We start from the raw sequence: 14907 nt of genomic DNA, 5'->3' as shown, positions 1-14907 counted from the left end.
CTAGAAGCCTTCGAGGAGCTTCTTCTCAGCGGCGCGGATCTCGTCTGCTTTTCGCTTCTTCTCCGCCAGCGCCTCGAACTGCAGCAGCCCGGTGTTGCGGTCCCACTGGCACTCGCAGGTTTCATTGGACCAGTGGATGATGGGATTGTGCCTGTCGTCTGGCCGCAGCTGCCACTTGCTGCCATTGGCCATGCGGAGGATCTCCACTTCGCGTTCATTGAGGCGGGCGGCGGGTTCGAGTTTTTTGTAGCTGATCTGCACGCAGTTGCCATCGACAAAGAAGCACGTGATGGCGATGCCTGACTTGTGAAAGAGCAGGGTCTTGGGCTGGGGGCGCTGGGCGGGCTCGCCGTAGCGTTTGATGCAGTCGTCCAAGCTTTCACCGATGCGCGCCTGAGTGCTGAGGGCGAGGCAGAGAAAGGTCAGGAGGGTGAGGGAGAGGGCTTTCATCGGTGGCTGTGGAGGAGGTGACAGCGTGAGGAGGGTGAAGCTGCAAGATTAAAGTGGAGGCGCGAAAGGGGCCGGCGGAATTCGCCGAACATTGTCCGAGATGAGATGGGAGCCATCATGCAGTCGAGCCGTGTGGAGTGCGTGGGTGTCGTTCCTCGGCGGCGCTGTTTCTACTGCAGCTCTTCGCGTGCTGCGGCCCATTTGAGGATGGCATCGAGCACGGGGCAGAGGGACTGGCCCCAGGGGGTGAGGGAGTATTCGACCTTGGGCGGGATGACGGGATAGACGGTGCGCTGGACGATGCCGTCTTTTTCCAACTGGCGGAGCTGCTGGGCCAGCATCTTTTGTGTGACGGCGGGGATGGCGCGATCGAGATCTGAGAAGCGCATGACGTTGCCGCCAAAGAGCTGGAAGAGGATGAGAAACTTCCAGCGTCCTTCGAGCATGCGGAGGGCCTCCTCCACGCCCTGAGCGGCGGTGAGGCGGGTCCAGGGAATGGGTGGCTTCTCAGGTAAGCTACTTACTTTTTTGTGGGTTCTTGCCATTTTGTAAGTTCGTGGTTCGATGGAGTGAGGTCAAGATTTTGACCGCCTAAACATCGAAAACATAGACCATGAAAACGATCCTTCCCCAAGTCCTTTCCGACTACTACGCGGCAGCGAATGACGGCCGCATTGAAGATGCCGCCGCGTGCTTTGCGCCGGATGCGCTGGTGCATGATGAAAGCCAGGACCGCCAGGGGCGCGAGGCGATCCGCACGTGGATTGCCGAGACGACGCAGAAGTATCAGCCGCAGGTGGAGGTGATCGGCATGCGGGAGGCGGACGGGGCGTTTGTGACCACGGGCCGGGTGTCCGGCACGTTTCCGGGCAGCCCGGTGCAGCTCGAGTATTCGTTCACGGTGAATGGCGGCAAAATCTCTCACCTTGTGATCCAATGAAAGCACCGACATTCAAGGGAGATGCGACGGAGTTTGCGGGCAAGCGTGTGTTTGTCAGCGGTGGCACGAAGGGCGCGGGAGAGGCCATGGTGCGCCGGCTGGCTGCGGCGGGGGCGGAGGTGATCACGGCGGCGCGCACGGCTCCGGCGGATGCGGCGCTGCCTGTGCGGTTCATCACTGCGGATCTGACGACGGCGGAGGGCACGGCGGTGGTGGCGCGTGTGCTGCGGGAGGAGTGCGGCGGGGTGGATGTTTTGATCCACAACCTGGGCGGCTCCCAGGCACCGGGCGGGGGCTTTGCGGCGCTGACGGATGACCTGTGGCTGGAGGAGCTGAATCTGAATCTGCTGGCGGCGGTGCGGCTGGACCGTGCACTGGTGCCGGACATGGTGGCGCGCGGCAGTGGCGTGGTGATTCACATTTCATCCATCCAGCGGAAGCTGCCGCTGCCGGATTCGACCACGGCGTATGCGGCTGCGAAGGCGGCGCTGACGACGTACAGCAAGGCGCTCTCCAAGGAGCTGGGGCCGAAGGGTGTGCGGGTGACGTCTGTGTCCCCGGGCTGGATCTACACGACGGCGGCCGAGGCGATGGTGCAGCGGCTGGCGGAGAACGGCGGCACGGATGAGGAGACGGCGCGGCAGGGCATTCTCTCGGCACTGGGCGGCATCCCCATCGGGCGTCCGGCCTGGCCGTGGGAGGTGGCGGAGCTGGTGGCCTTTCTGGCCTCAGACCGCGCGGCGGCGATCCATGGGGCGGAATACGTCATCGATGGCGGGACGATTCCGACGCTGTGATGCAGGTGGTCTTTTTTCAGAAACACATAACCACAAACTAATACTAAGAAATACAAAATACCATGAAAACAATGAGGGTTAAGATTCTGGCGGTCGTGCTTATGTCATTGAGCCTGCTGCTGGTGGCGGGCTGCGCGGCTCCGCAGCGTGGCGGGCGGCTGCATCAGGTGGGGCTGGTCTGGCTGAAGAAGTCTGGAAGCCAGGAGGACCAGCGGAGGGTGATCGAGGCGGTGCATGACTTTGGGAAAAAGATCCCGGAGGTGAAGCATGCCTGTGTGGGCCGCACGGACGGGGTGGGCGGTGCTTTCTCTGACACGAGCTATGATGTGTGTTTCATCCTGAGCTTTGAGGATGAAGCCGCGCGCCTGCGCTACAATGAGAACCCGGTGCACCTGAAGGCGGCGAAGGAGATCTTTCTGCCGCTGTCGCGCAAGCTGCTGTTTTACCGCTTTGCGGGGGAGTAGGCTTCTGATGCGGTGGTTTGATGAGCCTAAAAGCGTGCGGCCTCAACGTAGGCCGCACGCTGAGCTGAGGGGTCAATGAGGGCAGAGCGAGGGGGCCCGGGCTTGTGGCGGGGTGTTTGCTGCGGAGAGTGGGGCAGATGACTGACCCCAACGTTTTATTCACCACGCTCGTCAAACCGGCGCTGCCGCTGTTTCTGCTGGTGGCGGTGCTTTATGCGGTGAGGTTTGTGTACCGGCGGTTCAAGTCGTCCTTCAAAGGATCGCTGGGGGAGGCGCTGGTGACGCAGGGGACGTTTCGGCTGCTGGATGAGGCGCTGTACACGGGCTACAGCGATCTGTATGTGCCGCGCCCGGACGGGGATGGGCTGACGCAGGTGGACCATGTGGTGGTGTCGCCGTTTGGGATCTTTGTGATCGAGACGAAGAACTACACGGGCTGGATCTACGGCTCTGAGCATCAGGCGAAGTGGACGCAGACGTTTGGCTCCGGGGGAAAGTTTTCGTTTCAGAATCCGATCTGGCAAAACAAGCTGCACCTGCGGGCGCTGGCGCAGTTGCTGAAGCTGCCGGAGTCGAAGTTCCGATCCGTGATCTTTTTCATGGGCGGGGCGGTGTTTAAAACGGAGCTGCCGGAGTATGTGATCGACACAAGCCTGACGAGGTACATCACGGGAATCGAAGAAGTACTGCTGCAGCCGGAGGAGGTGGCGGCGGCGAATGCGGCGCTGGTGCATCTGGCGGCGCGGACGAACAAGCGCACGGCGAGGCGGGACCACCTGGCGGGTGTGAAGAGGCGGGCGGGGGTGAGGAGGAGATGATGGAATGCCGCGAAGGCGCGGAATGAAGCAGGTTGGAGCTTCGTGCTTCAGGGGGCTGCGCCAGAGCTGTTTTTCAAAAACGGCGCTCCCAGCGCGGCTGCCGCGTGGCTTTGGTGACACCAACTGCCCCAAAACCACGCGGCCTGTCCTGCGCGGGGCGCCCGGCATGCCAGGTCTTCTTTTTCGTTTCGGTTCTAGCGGGCGGAGGGCTCTCGTCCGGCGGCGGTCTTGCTGGGGTTGGAGACCTCCTTGCCGGCGTGAGCGCCTTTGGGGGCGGCTGGCGTGCCCATTTCCCGGTTTGTTCTGGCATCGTCCCTGGACATTTTAGCGATGAGGGCTTCGAGGTAATAGTGGCGGCTTGATCTCATGTTCGTTTCTGGGGTTTGAATGAATGTGAGCTGACTCAAGGAACAGCCCTAGGATGCCCCAGCCGCGCAGATCCGGTATTGGCTCCGGGGCCGTTTCTGAATAGGCGTTGTTCCTGCCTCCGATTCGCGGTTTTTGGCACCGGCCAAACGACCGGCCAAACGACCGGCCAAAATAAGGGGATTACTAAGGTTAAATAACCGGCCAAAGTGTCGGCCAAGTCACCGGCCAAATGACTCGACAAGAGCCTCAATAAAGACCATGGTTAAAAATGCAGAGAGAGCTCTATACCAAAACAACCTCCATGGAGCCGCTGTTCCCGATGGATCAGGCGGGTGGGTTGAAGGAACTCGCCTTCGATTTGTTCCGCAGGTCTGCAGAACTTGGAGGAGCTTTGCATCCGGTTACCCGTGACAGCGTGGTCGAGTTGCTGCGGAAAATGAACAGCTACTACTCCAATTTGATCGAGGGGCATAATACCCATCCGGTCGACATTGAGAAGGCACTTCAAAAAGATTATTCTGCCGACCCGCACAAACATGCGCTGCAAATTGAAAGCCAGGCGCACATCGAAGTGCAGCGACTTATGGAGCAGCGTCTCCGGGATGATGAGACGCTGAAGATTTGTTCTCCTGAGTTTATTTGCTGGCTTCATCAGGAGTTTTACGCGCGCATGCCCGAGGAGTTTCGCCGTGTGAAGACACGCAATGGCGGAGAGGATTGGGTGAAGCCTGGGCAGTTGCGCGAATGTGAAGTGGAAGTGGGGCGTCATGTGGCCCCCACGTTCACGGCGCTACCCCAATTCATGGAGCGCTTTGCTCAACGGTATGAGCCGGCCAATCTGGAGCCTGTTCAGCGTATATTGGGTGCTGCTGCTTCGCATCATCGTCTGGCATGGATTCATCCGTTTCTCGACGGCAACGGGCGCGTTATCCGCTTGTTCACGAATGCCTATTTCATCCGGGTGAAGATGGAAGGACACGGCCTCTGGATGGCCTCACGCGGCCTGGCCCGCTACAGCACCGACTATCTGTCGGCGCTTGCCTCGGCTGATCTTCCCCGCCAAAGCGACTTTGATGGCCGTGGTAACTTGTCGGACAAAGGGCTCACCCATTTCTGTCGTTTCTTTCTTTCCACAGCCATTGATCAGGTGGAGTTCATGACGCGTCTGCTGGATCTGGATGCGATGCATGAGCGCATACTGGCTTTTGCGGATTTGCTGATTTCCAGAAAAAAAGCACCCAAGGAAACAAGCCATCTTCTTCCCGATTTATTTCTGCGTGGGGAGGTCACGCGTGGAGAAGCGGGCCGTATTTTGCAGATGCCGGAGAGAACCGCCCGGCGGCATATCGGGCAACTTTTAGCCGATGGTGTGCTTGTCTCAAACGGACCCGCTGCCCCGGTCCGCCTTGGCTTTCCAGCTTCTTATGTAGGTTACTATTTTCCGCATCTTTATCCAGCCGGGGTGGAGCTCGGGAGGTTGTGAGAGTGGAGTCTGACGGATGAAGCCCGGGCTTGAGAGCTGAGCAAGAGGAGCGCGGTGTTGTTGAAGGGAAGAATGGCAACTCCAAAGGAAAAATGGGAACGGCAGGGCTGGGTGGCTGGGATTTGGATTTAGGGAGGGGGCTGGGAGGGGGTGGGTGAGAAAAAAGGGAGGGGGCAGAAAACTCGGAGCAAGTTCTTGCCTGTAATTTGCGACTTGCTAAAGTGCGCGGCTTTACCCGCCACGGACCAACCAACCGACCCACCTTAACTCATGCCTCCATCCTTCCTTCTGACCAACGGCATCGCCCTTGCCATCGCCCTCTCTGTTGTGGGGCTTGTTTTCGCTTTTATCCTGATCAAAAAGGTCGTGGGGGCGGATGCGGGGAATGAGAAGATGACGGAGATCGCGAGCGCGATCCAGCAGGGGGCGAAGGCGTACCTGAACCGGCAGGTGATGGCGGTGAGCCTGATCGCGGTCGTTGTTTTTGCAGCGGTGTGGTGGCTGCGCGGCGGCCTGACGGCGGCGGGTTTTGTGGTGGGCGCGGTGTGCTCGCTGGCGGCGGGTTACATCGGGATGATGATCGCGGTGCGGGCGAACGTGCGCACGGCGCAGGCGGCCTCGGTGAGCAGTCATTCGGCGCTGAAGGTGGCTTTCAATGGCGGTGCGGTGACGGGTTTGCTCGTCGTGGCGCTGGGCCTGCTCTCTGTGGGTGTGTTTTACCTGGTGGTGCGCGGCACGGGGGCGCATGCGAAGCACGCGATCGATTCGCTGGTGGGTCTGGCCCTGGGCAGCTCGCTGATCAGTGTGTTTGCACGTCTGGGCGGCGGTATCTATACGAAGGCGGCTGACGTGGGTGCTGACCTCGTGGGCAAGAATGAGCAGAATCTGAATGAGGATGATCCGCGCAATCCGGCGACCATTGCAGATAACGTGGGCGACAACGTGGGCGACTGCGCTGGGATGGCGGCGGACGTTTTCGAGACGTATGCAGTGAGCTTGATCGGCGGCGTGCTGGTGGGCCACCTGACGGTGGGCACGGAGGCGGCGGTGGTTTACCCGTTTGTGCTGTGCGGTCTGGCGATCATTGCGTCTCTCATTGGCATCGGCTGGGTGAACTTCATCAAGCAGGAGGCGACGGCGTCTCTGGTGTGCGGGGTGGCGGTGTCTGGCATCGTGGCTTCGGCGCTGTTCTGGTGGTCCACGGCGGCTATCTTCCCTGCGGGGATCAAGATCGGTGAGCTGGCGGTTTCGAGCACGAACCTGTTTTACTGCGCGGCGGTGGGTCTGGTGATGACGCTGCTGGTGGTGTGGATCACGAACTACTACACGAGCACGCACCACAAGCCGGTGCGGCTGATTGCGAAGGCTTCCGAAACGGGCCCGGCGACGAACATCATCGCGGGGATCAGCATCGGGAACCAGGCGACGCTGCTGCCGGTGCTGGCGATCGCTGCGGCGATCTGGGGCTGCTATGATCTGGCGGGCCTGTATGGCATCGCGATCGCGGTGGTGTCGATGCTGTCGCTGTCGGGCATTGTGATTTCTTTGGATGCGTTTGGTCCGATCACGGACAACGCGGGCGGCATCGCGGTGATGGCGGGTCTGCCCGAGGGCGTGCGCAAGATCACGGACGAGCTGGATGCCGTGGGCAACACGATGAAGGCGGTGACGAAGGGCTATGCGATCGCGAGCGCGGGCTTGGCGGCGATGGTGCTGTTTGGCTCGTATGTGGAAGATTTGCAGGCGTTTGTGGGGCACAAGGTGAGCTTTGACCTGATGGACCACCGGGTGGTGATCGGGATGTTCATCGGCGGGCTGCTGCCGTTCCTGTTTACGTCTTTCTGCATGAGCGCGGTGGGCAATGCGGCGGGTGCGGTGGTGCGCGAGGTGCGCCGCCAGATCACGGCGAAGCCTGGCATCCTGACGGGTGCGGACACGCCAGACTATGCGCAGTGCGTGGACATCGTGACGAAGGCGGCACTGGGCCAGATGATTGTGCCGGCGCTGCTGCCGCTGATCTTTGTGATCGCGGTGTCGTTCCTGGGCATGGAAGCGCTGGGCGGGGTGCTGATCGGCACGATCGTGACGGGTCTGTTTGTGGGTATTTCGATGACGAGCGCCGGTGGCGCGTGGGACAATGCGAAGAAGTTCATCGAAGAAGGCAACCACGGCGGCAAGGGCAGCTTTGCGCATCAGGCGGCGGTGACGGGCGACACGGTGGGTGATCCTTACAAGGACACTGCCGGTCCTGCGGTGAACCCGATGATCAAGGTGGTGAACATCCTGGCGATTCTCATCATCCCGATCGCGTTCAAGGCGGTCACCAAGTGATGGGCTGAAGATTCCAATGAGAGGGCCTCCAGAGATGGGGGTCCTTTTTTTTATGGCCAGAGAAGGGGGCGGTGGAGGGCGAGGCGGTGTAGATGGACAGGATTAACAGGATGGCAGCATTTCAGGATTACTGCGGGGGTGGCACCGAGCTTGGTGAGATAGACGAATGAAGTGAGCCCGGAGGGGGCGGGCGGCGAATCAATGGTGGAGTGTGAGACGGTGTAGATGGACAGGATTAACAGGATGGCAGCATTTCAGGATGACTGGAGGGGGGGGGGACCGAGCGTGGCGAGATAGACGAACGAAGTGAGCCCGGAGGGGGAGGGCGGCGAATCAATGGTGGATGGAGGGATGGAGGAGAGCGGGGGCTTGAGGAAAGGGGGAGAGCGGGTGGGCTGGCTGGGGGCGGTGGGGCGAAGGATTCTAGGGACGCGCACAACGCGTCCCTACCAGCGCTGGGGCTGCGAGGCGGTGGGGCTGCGAGGCGGTGGGGGCTGGAAGGCAGGAGGGCTGGGTGATTGGATCGAGTAGGGGGCTGTGGATGAGAGGGGGAGGTGGGGTGTGAGGCTGCTCAATCAGCATTTGATTCTCAAGACTGGGAGAGCACTATATTGGGGGGAGGCGTATCTCCCTAAATTGGCCCGGCATTGTGACTGACTTTTATCCCATCGACCATCAACGCAGCAGCAACCTGCGCATTGCCATCACCGGCACGGTGGTGGTGCATGCGCTTTTGCTGGTGCTGCTGGCGTTTGTGTTTGCGAGCGAGGCGGCGCACCGGCTGTGGCTGGAGGCACACCAGCCGCCGAAGGAGGAGAAAAAGGAGGAGGAGGAGGTGCTGCTGTTTCCTGAGCAGTTCCTGACGACGCCACCCCCGCCAAAACCGAAGCCGGAGCGCATGATGTACATGCGCACGTCGCAGAATGAGGGCGTGGACGTGGCGCCGAAGAATCCGGCGTTCATCTCTGACCGGAACACGAATGCTTCCACCAAGAAGGCCCCCTCTCCGGATGCGACGGAGCCGCTGCCTTCGATGGACGGGATCAAGATCAAGATGCAGGAGCTGGCGGACCGCGATTTCCACAATGGGGATCTGAAGGACGATGCGCGGCCGAAGACGCAGCCGCCTGAGGTGGCGATGCTGGCGCCAAAACCGCCGGCCCCGCCCACACCGGAGGCCCCGCCTTCGATCCTGAAACCGAAGGACGCCGCACCGCCGCAGCCGCCCATGCCGCAGACGGTGCTGACGGTGCTGACGCCGAAACCGGAAACGACCACGCCGGAAACGGAGAAGCCGGTGGAGACGCCGAAGATGGCGAAGGTGGAGCCTGAAAAGACGCCGCTGACCAAGATGATGGAGGAGGCGGACAAGGAGCTGGCGAAGGTGGATCTGAACCGGCTGCCGCTGGAGGTGAAGAAACCGGACCCGATGGAGAAGACGCCTGACGCGCCGCCCACCACGAAGCCCGCACCGAAGAAGCTGGAGCTGGCGGAGGACATGCCGCCGCCGACTCCGCAGGAGAAGCCCATCCCGAAGGCGCTGCCGGTGGTGGATGATGAGGCGGTGACGCGCACGACGAGGAACCAGGATTCGAACGCCTTCACGCCGCACACGCGCAAGTCGGAGACGAAGGGCACCATTTTCAATCGCGGAAACGAGGAGGCGGTGGATGCTAAAATGACGCCGCTGGGGATCTATGACCGGCAGGTGCGCGGCATGGTGGAAAGGAAGTGGAACATCTACGTGAAGCTGCGGCGGGATGGCATGACCTACGCGAGCCTGAAGGTGGTCTTTTACGTGAATAAAAAGGGCAAGGTGGAGGGCCTGCGGGTGGTGGATGACAAGGAGTCCAATCCGATCCTCACGGAGGTGACGGTGCGGGCGATCCAGGATGCGGAGATTCCGCCGATCCCGGCCGATGTGCTGCCGCTGCTGCCGGAGGAGGACGGCGGGCGGTACAAAATCAATTACAATGTCCTCATCTACTGACCTGCCTGCCAGTGTGGGATGCGGCCGTGGGGGCGTGGTTCCGGGTGCGCTGGGTGCCACTGGTGTGTGGATGATGAGACTGCGTATGCTAGGCGCGCTGAGCGTGGCGATGGTGTGCCTGATGTCCGCTGCCGCTGAGCCACCGGAGAAGCCCATTCCCAAGGCGCTGCCGGTGGCGGATGATGAGCTTCCAAGGAAGCCGCTGACCAAGATGCTGGAGGAGGCGGACAAGGAGCTGGCCGAGATGGATAAGAACGGCCTGGCGCAGAAGGAGGAAACACCCCTGACGCGCTACAACAAGCTGGTGATCAGCCAGGTGGAGAAGAAGTGGCATGTCTATTTGCTCCTGCGGCCGGACGCAAGGACCCCCGGGGAATTGCAGCTCGTTTTTTACGTCAATCAGAAGGGCAAGGTGGAGGGCCTGAAGGTTATCAACGACAAACAGTCCACTCCGATGCTCACCGAGGTCACCAAGCGTGCCATCAAGGATGCGGAGATACCGCCCATACCCGCGGATGTTATTCCTTTGCTGCCGAAGGCCGATCTAGGGCGCTTCAAAATCACTTACAATGTACTCATTTACTGACCTCACCAGCACCGAAATGGATGTGATGGGGCTCAGCTTGCTGGGCGCCGCGTTGTTGCTCGGGATGACGATGAGACGTCATTGCGCACGAGTGGGCATGGCGGGCGCGGTGCGGCTGCTGGGGGTGATGGTGCTGCTGGGCATGCTGTCTGCGTGCAGTGCGCCTGCGAAGAGAGTTGTGGCTGATGTTGCTGCGGCTGCTTCTGACAAGGAGACTCCGAAGGACCGCTATGTGAGACGAGTGGGAGAAGTGATCTACAAGAAGTGGAAATTCTATCATCTGCAGACTCCGAATGCAGGGGCTTACGGGAGTTTGATTGTGAACTTTTGTGTCAGCCCGCAGGGCAAGGTGGAACGCATCCACGTCAGAAATAACAAGGACACCGACCCCGTCCTGACCCGGTTCAGCGTGAAGGCGGTCCAGGATGCGAAGCTCCCACCAATGCCTGCGGATGTGCTCCCTTTTCTCAAGAAGGAGGAAAAGGAGGGGATGGAATTGGGGCTGCGTTTCAATCTGGCCGAGCGGACGAAGGATGGCAGTGCGGCTGCCAGCAGGGAGAAGATGGCCCCGGACGAGATCCGACAGGAGACGAAAAAGCTGATGGAAAAACGGTGGGGCATGCAGCCGGAAGCCCGGGAGAGCAACGATAGGCAGGTGGCGGCCAAGGTGCCCAGCAGCCCGCCGACGAAGGGCAAGGCCACCACGGTGAAGCTGACCGCGACGCCACTGGACCGCTACTACCGGCAGGTGACGGGGCAGGTGGAAAAGAAGTGGAACATCTACCTGAAACTGCGGCCTGAAGCCCTGACCGAAGGATTCCTGCAGCTGGTTTTTTACGTAAACAAGAGGGGCAAGGTGGAGGATCTGCGGATCGTGGATGCGAAGAACTCGAACCCGCTTCTCACCGAAATCACCTTGCGGGCGATCAAGGATGCGGACATACCGCGGATGCCTGTTGAAGTGATGCCTTTGCTCCCGAAGAATGATCCTGAGCGCCTGAAAATCGAATATGATGCCCTTATTTACTGAACTCCTCGCCACTGCCACGCCCATGCTTGCAGCTGCTGCCGCCACTGCTGCGGATGCCACTGAAAAGGTTGCGCCTTCGGGGCTGCAGCTGGTTTATGAGTTTCTCTCGACGGGGGGCTTTGTGATGGGGCTGATCGTGATCTGTTCGATGTCGGCCATCGGGGCGTCGATTTTGGCGTGGCTGCAACTAAGGGAGCAGGTGATCATGCCGAGCGCGGTGGTGAGCCAGCTCAGGGCGATCCCGAACTATGCGCTGAAGGGGGACATCCGGCCGCTGCAGGAGTTTCTGGTGCATGATGGCTCGATGCTTTCGCGTCTGGGGAGCATGGCGATCAGCGGGGCCTTTACGAGCAAGCAGGAGTGCCATGATGCGTGCGCGATCAAGGCGCGCGAGGAGATCCACCGGCTGGAGAGCGGGATCCCGCTGCTGGAGGTGATGGTGTCTGTGGCGCCGCTGCTGGGGCTGCTGGGCACGACGGTGGGCCTGGTGGGGATGTTCTCGGCGTTCGGCGCGGGTGGCGGGCCGGACACGACGGTGATCGCGCATGAGATCGGCGTGGCGCTGCGGTGTACGATCGCGGGTTTGTTTGTGGCGGTGCCTTCGGTGCTGGCGCACACGTATTTTTCCCGGCGGCTGGATGCGCTGGCGGTGCGGGTGGAGTCGATCATGCAGGAGACGATCCAGCATTTTTACCAGCACTTTGAAGTGCAGCGTCCGGCGCACTGAGTGTGCGTGAGCGAGAACTTTTCCATCACTCCACCTGCTGCACGCCATGGCCATGAATCTGCGCCCCAAACGCCGCCCGGTACCGACGATCCCCATCGTGTCGCTGATCGATATCATGGTGATCTTGCTGATCTTCTTTGTGGCGACGACGACGTTTGAGAAGGACAAGACGCAGATGAAGATCACGCTGCCGGAGTCGAAGACGCTGGGCGGTGCGGCGACGACGCCGGAGGTGCGCGTGGCGATCACCATCGATGAGCAGCAGCATGTGTTTCTGGACGGGAAGCCGGTGGAGCTGGAGCAGCTGGCGGCGGCGATCACGACGATGAAGGAAAAGACGCCCGAGCTGAAGCTGGAACTGAAGGCGGACACGACGGCGGCGCTGGGGAACCTGGTGAAGGTGTGGGACGCGCTGCGTGAGGCGGGGTACAGCATCAATGATGTGCCGGCGCGGATTCAGCGGGCGAAGTGAGGCTTTTTTCGCGGGGCGGGCTGTGGAAGAGCGCGGGAGTGGCGTGCAATTTGAGCACGTGTGTGTGGGCGTGGCGGCGCGCCAGGCAGACGCTGCTGGAGGGCGAGGCGTGCGGCGGAGTGCTGGGTTTGCTTTCCGGATTTGATGGCGGGTACCAGGGTAGCCTCGCTGAGGCTCGGCAACCCTTCGCTATGTTACGCAACCCCTTTGGGGTTGGTGTGTGGCGGAGCGCGGTGCTGTGGGCGGAGCAGCGGCGAACAGGCCTTAGTGGCTAAGGGGCTATTTGGCTGAGCAGCTTCGTGGTGTGGAGCAAATGAGAAAGCCGCAGGCCAGAACGGGCTGCTGCGCAGCCGCGAAGCGAACCCCGAACTACGAACGAAGAAGGCGGGCCGGCTTCCTCCTGGGCTCTTCGAGCAGTGGAGGATACATGCTTTCTGAATCGGAGATCCGGGGCGTGGCTAGGTGCTGCGCAGCTGCGGTGTTTGATGTGTTCCGCGCAGTCTTCGTTGTACCGGATGATGATCGGCGCAACTCATCGTGGCACTTTTGGAACACGAGGAACTTGGGGGACACGAGGCACCTTAGGTAAAGAGGGCACCTTTGGGACACGGGGAAGTTTGGGGACGCCGGGGGGATTGTATTTTTTGCCCTGTGTGGCGGGGGCTGGCTCGCTGAATTGGACCCAACTGCCGCCGTTGCTTTCCCCGGTGAGGGCTGGGTCGGCATTGAATGTGTGGATGGTGCGTGGTTGGGGGCGGCCATTCAACAGCCATGGTTCCGCCTGGGCGGCTGAGGTGAGTAGCAGCAGGGTGAGGAGGAAGGGCTTCATGCCGGGACTGTGTGCGGTTATTGGCGGGGGGGGCAAGTGGGGAATGAGACTAGGTGAGTGATTGGGGGCAGGATTTAGTGTTTGGATGCGCTGTGTCATCCTGAGCGAGTTCGAAGCGAACAGCGAATTGGAATGCCGCAAGCCAGAACGGGCTACGATCCCGAACTACGAACGAAGAAGGGGCCGTCTTCCTCCCTGGCTCTCCGAGCTATGGAGGACACGAAAGCCGGGACGGCAGAATGAACGGCGCCGGGAGTGACCTGACGTGAGAAGTGAGGAGCGCGTCTTAGCGGCTCTTCACTTGGGTGCTCACCTTGGTGTACTTCACGTAGGGCTCGAATTTGTAGCAGGTGGGCATGAGGATGCCGCGCTTTTTGAGGATGGAGGTTTTGTTTTCGTCCACTTCAAAGCCGGGGTGGCCGATCCAGGCCCACTGCCAGCCTTCGTTGGCGATGAAGAGGCCGCCACGCTCGTGGCCCTGGCGAATGATGCCGGTGGTTTTAAGGCGCTCCGGGGCGACGTAGTAGATGCCTTTGGCGGACTGGGCCTCGGGCTGGTAGATGCCGGCGGGGAGGGTGAACTTGCCGTCCTTGTGAGTGCAGTCGACGGCCTGGGCGACTTTGATGGCGGGGGTGCCGGGAGGGCAGCGGTCAAGGTCTTTGGAAGCGCAGGAGACGAGGAGACAGGAGGCCAGCAGGGCGGAAAGCAGGTGTTTCATGAGATGAGGAGGAAGCGCTGAGGTGGTGCGCGCCATGTGCGGACGGGGCCGGAGAGGAACGCGGCCAGCACTAAACACAGGATGTGGCGCGTGTGGTAGCAGAATGTGGCGGCGTTTTTGGTGCGAACCTCAGGCGCTGCCGTGCTGCTGCTTCTTCTTGCGTCTCGTTGCAGCCGCGGGCGGGTGTGACGGCTTTGCCGTTAACGGCTCCAGATGATGATGGGCTGCACCACGTGAAAGCCCCCTGAGGAGTGGACATGGGGGATGTGGAACTGATTCACGTGGGCGTGAGGAATGCAGCCGTAGGATGAATAGTTGCGGTATCCGGTTCGCGGGTAGTAGTAGTACTGAGAATAGCGCGGGACGCTGTAGACCGGGGAGTATGACCTGCGGTATGCTGCCGCCATGCGGCGGGCGTCTTCAACGTGCTGCATATTGACCTGATGCTGTGCAACGCTGGCTGCGTACCCGGCATTGGCGGATGTCTGGGACTGGGCTTGCATCAGACGCCTTTGCTCCGTCTGGGCCTGGGCCAGGGCCTGGATGTCCAACTGACGATTTTGCTCAGCCTGGGCTGAAGCCTGGGCTTCCAACTGACGTTTTTGCTCCCTCTGGGCCTGCACGGCGGCCTGCTCCTGCGGTGTGGCGACACGGAGCCGGACGCGGGTGGCAGGGTCGAGCGCGGTGACTTTGATCCAGCTGCCTTTGTAGTTGTCCCTGTCTGAGGTGACATAGACCTTGGTGTGGTCGACACTGAATTTATGGAAGGTGCCGTTGTAGGTCCGGCCGTTCACGAGCCATTGCTCTGCCTGGGCGGCGGAGGTGAGCAACAGCAGGGTGAGAAGCAGCATCTTCATGCGGGGAGTGTGCGCGGGGTTTGTCTGGGGGCAAGTGGGGAATGGG

Annotated in this window: 16 protein-coding genes; 11 read left to right on the top strand and 5 right to left on the bottom strand. The window is 61.1% G+C overall.

The genetic code is table 11. The features are described from left to right. Both AC24GY_RS16665 and AC24GY_RS16660 read right to left on the bottom strand, forming a co-directional pair. Positions 1 to 450, bottom strand: coding sequence for a hypothetical protein (locus tag AC24GY_RS16665; RefSeq protein ID WP_487685344.1), 450 nt, complete (start codon positions 448 to 450; stop codon positions 1 to 3). Between the two features lie 170 nt (positions 451 to 620). Then, positions 621 to 995 carry a winged helix-turn-helix transcriptional regulator gene (locus tag AC24GY_RS16660; protein ID WP_487685341.1) on the bottom strand — a complete coding sequence of 125 codons (375 nt, stop codon included), beginning with the start codon at positions 993 to 995 and terminating at the stop codon, positions 621 to 623. A 68-nt stretch (positions 996 to 1063) separates the two neighbouring features. Between AC24GY_RS16660 and AC24GY_RS16655 the strand changes: the two genes are divergently transcribed. From AC24GY_RS16655 to AC24GY_RS16640, 4 genes are all read left to right on the top strand, one after another. Next, on the top strand, positions 1064 to 1390 hold the full coding sequence (locus AC24GY_RS16655) for a nuclear transport factor 2 family protein (RefSeq protein WP_487685337.1): 327 nt from the start codon (positions 1064 to 1066) through the stop codon (positions 1388 to 1390). After that, on the top strand, positions 1387 to 2187 hold the full coding sequence (locus AC24GY_RS16650; protein WP_487685334.1) for an SDR family oxidoreductase: 801 nt from the start codon (positions 1387 to 1389) through the stop codon (positions 2185 to 2187). Before AC24GY_RS16655 ends, AC24GY_RS16650 begins: the two co-directional genes overlap by 4 nt. Positions 2188 to 2249: 62 nt before the next feature. Next, the gene (locus tag AC24GY_RS16645) at positions 2250 to 2651 is read left to right on the top strand and encodes a Dabb family protein (protein ID WP_487685331.1); all 402 of its coding nucleotides are present in this window, start codon (positions 2250 to 2252) and stop codon (positions 2649 to 2651) included. 137 nt (positions 2652 to 2788) lie between these two features. Beyond that, the gene (locus tag AC24GY_RS16640; RefSeq protein WP_487685328.1) at positions 2789 to 3469 is read left to right on the top strand and encodes a nuclease-related domain-containing protein; all 681 of its coding nucleotides are present in this window, start codon (positions 2789 to 2791) and stop codon (positions 3467 to 3469) included. Positions 3470 to 3663: 194 nt separating this feature from the next. On the opposite strand, the gene AC24GY_RS16635 is transcribed toward AC24GY_RS16640, so the two are convergent. Continuing rightward, positions 3664 to 3837, bottom strand: coding sequence for a hypothetical protein (locus AC24GY_RS16635; protein ID WP_487685325.1), 174 nt, complete (start codon positions 3835 to 3837; stop codon positions 3664 to 3666). Positions 3838 to 4139: 302 nt separating this feature from the next. Between AC24GY_RS16635 and AC24GY_RS16630 the strand changes: the two genes are divergently transcribed. The 7 genes from AC24GY_RS16630 (at position 4140) to AC24GY_RS16600 (ending at position 12457) form a co-directional block, all read left to right on the top strand. Beyond that, complete coding sequence (locus tag AC24GY_RS16630; RefSeq protein ID WP_487685322.1) at positions 4140 to 5321, top strand: Fic family protein; 1182 nt, start codon at positions 4140 to 4142, stop codon at positions 5319 to 5321. A gap of 270 nt (positions 5322 to 5591) precedes the next feature. Continuing rightward, a complete protein-coding gene (locus AC24GY_RS16625; protein WP_487685319.1) occupies positions 5592 to 7652 on the top strand; it encodes a sodium-translocating pyrophosphatase in 2061 nt (686 codons plus the stop codon). Positions 7653 to 8301: 649 nt separating this feature from the next. Then, a complete protein-coding gene (locus tag AC24GY_RS16620; RefSeq protein ID WP_487685316.1) occupies positions 8302 to 9642 on the top strand; it encodes a hypothetical protein in 1341 nt (446 codons plus the stop codon). Positions 9643 to 9712: 70 nt separating this feature from the next. After that, positions 9713 to 10228 (top strand): hypothetical protein, encoded by a 516-nt coding sequence (locus tag AC24GY_RS16615; RefSeq protein WP_487685313.1) that lies wholly within the window; start codon positions 9713 to 9715, stop codon positions 10226 to 10228. Further along, positions 10212 to 11258: a hypothetical protein gene (locus AC24GY_RS16610; RefSeq protein WP_487685310.1), complete on the top strand. Its 1047-nt coding sequence runs from the start codon at positions 10212 to 10214 to the stop codon at positions 11256 to 11258. The genes AC24GY_RS16615 and AC24GY_RS16610 overlap by 17 nt, the downstream gene beginning before the upstream one ends. Further along, entirely contained in the window at positions 11239 to 11985 is a 747-nt protein-coding gene (locus AC24GY_RS16605) for a MotA/TolQ/ExbB proton channel family protein (RefSeq protein ID WP_487685307.1), read from the top strand. The genes AC24GY_RS16610 and AC24GY_RS16605 overlap by 20 nt, the downstream gene beginning before the upstream one ends. A gap of 52 nt (positions 11986 to 12037) precedes the next feature. Further along, the gene (locus AC24GY_RS16600; RefSeq protein ID WP_487685304.1) at positions 12038 to 12457 is read left to right on the top strand and encodes an ExbD/TolR family protein; all 420 of its coding nucleotides are present in this window, start codon (positions 12038 to 12040) and stop codon (positions 12455 to 12457) included. 1115 nt (positions 12458 to 13572) lie between these two features. Here the strand turns inward: AC24GY_RS16600 and AC24GY_RS16595 are convergent. Beyond that, positions 13573 to 14004, bottom strand: coding sequence for a hypothetical protein (locus AC24GY_RS16595; RefSeq protein WP_487685301.1), 432 nt, complete (start codon positions 14002 to 14004; stop codon positions 13573 to 13575). 200 nt (positions 14005 to 14204) lie between these two features. Further along, positions 14205 to 14861, bottom strand: a complete 657-nt coding sequence (locus AC24GY_RS16590) for a hypothetical protein (RefSeq protein ID WP_487685297.1) — start codon at positions 14859 to 14861, stop codon at positions 14205 to 14207. Between the last annotated feature and the right edge of the window lie 46 nt (positions 14862 to 14907).

It is taken from the genome of Prosthecobacter sp. Pr1, assembly GCF_057652315.1.
Note: the sequence above shows the minus strand (reverse complement) of the source record. Positions and strands in the feature narration are given on the sequence as shown.

What these genes read in the sequence shown, in the direction of transcription:
- AC24GY_RS16640 (WP_487685328.1), top strand. Translation starts at nt 2,789, where the DNA reads ATGACTGACCCCAACGTTTTATTCACCACGCTCGTCAAACCGGCGCTG.
- AC24GY_RS16635 (WP_487685325.1), bottom strand. Translation starts at nt 3,837, where the DNA reads ATGAGATCAAGCCGCCACTATTACCTCGAAGCCCTCATCGCTAAAATG.
- AC24GY_RS16650 (WP_487685334.1), top strand. Translation starts at nt 1,387, where the DNA reads ATGAAAGCACCGACATTCAAGGGAGATGCGACGGAGTTTGCGGGCAAG.
- AC24GY_RS16595 (WP_487685301.1), bottom strand. Translation starts at nt 14,004, where the DNA reads ATGAAACACCTGCTTTCCGCCCTGCTGGCCTCCTGTCTCCTCGTCTCC.
- AC24GY_RS16590 (WP_487685297.1), bottom strand. Translation starts at nt 14,861, where the DNA reads ATGAAGATGCTGCTTCTCACCCTGCTGTTGCTCACCTCCGCCGCCCAG.
- AC24GY_RS16630 (WP_487685322.1), top strand. Translation starts at nt 4,140, where the DNA reads ATGGAGCCGCTGTTCCCGATGGATCAGGCGGGTGGGTTGAAGGAACTC.
- AC24GY_RS16655 (WP_487685337.1), top strand. Translation starts at nt 1,064, where the DNA reads ATGAAAACGATCCTTCCCCAAGTCCTTTCCGACTACTACGCGGCAGCG.
- AC24GY_RS16625 (WP_487685319.1), top strand. Translation starts at nt 5,592, where the DNA reads ATGCCTCCATCCTTCCTTCTGACCAACGGCATCGCCCTTGCCATCGCC.
- AC24GY_RS16615 (WP_487685313.1), top strand. Translation starts at nt 9,713, where the DNA reads ATGATGAGACTGCGTATGCTAGGCGCGCTGAGCGTGGCGATGGTGTGC.
- AC24GY_RS16600 (WP_487685304.1), top strand. Translation starts at nt 12,038, where the DNA reads ATGAATCTGCGCCCCAAACGCCGCCCGGTACCGACGATCCCCATCGTG.
- AC24GY_RS16605 (WP_487685307.1), top strand. Translation starts at nt 11,239, where the DNA reads ATGATGCCCTTATTTACTGAACTCCTCGCCACTGCCACGCCCATGCTT.
- AC24GY_RS16660 (WP_487685341.1), bottom strand. Translation starts at nt 995, where the DNA reads ATGGCAAGAACCCACAAAAAAGTAAGTAGCTTACCTGAGAAGCCACCC.
- AC24GY_RS16645 (WP_487685331.1), top strand. Translation starts at nt 2,250, where the DNA reads ATGAAAACAATGAGGGTTAAGATTCTGGCGGTCGTGCTTATGTCATTG.
- AC24GY_RS16610 (WP_487685310.1), top strand. Translation starts at nt 10,212, where the DNA reads ATGTACTCATTTACTGACCTCACCAGCACCGAAATGGATGTGATGGGG.
- AC24GY_RS16665 (WP_487685344.1), bottom strand. Translation starts at nt 450, where the DNA reads ATGAAAGCCCTCTCCCTCACCCTCCTGACCTTTCTCTGCCTCGCCCTC.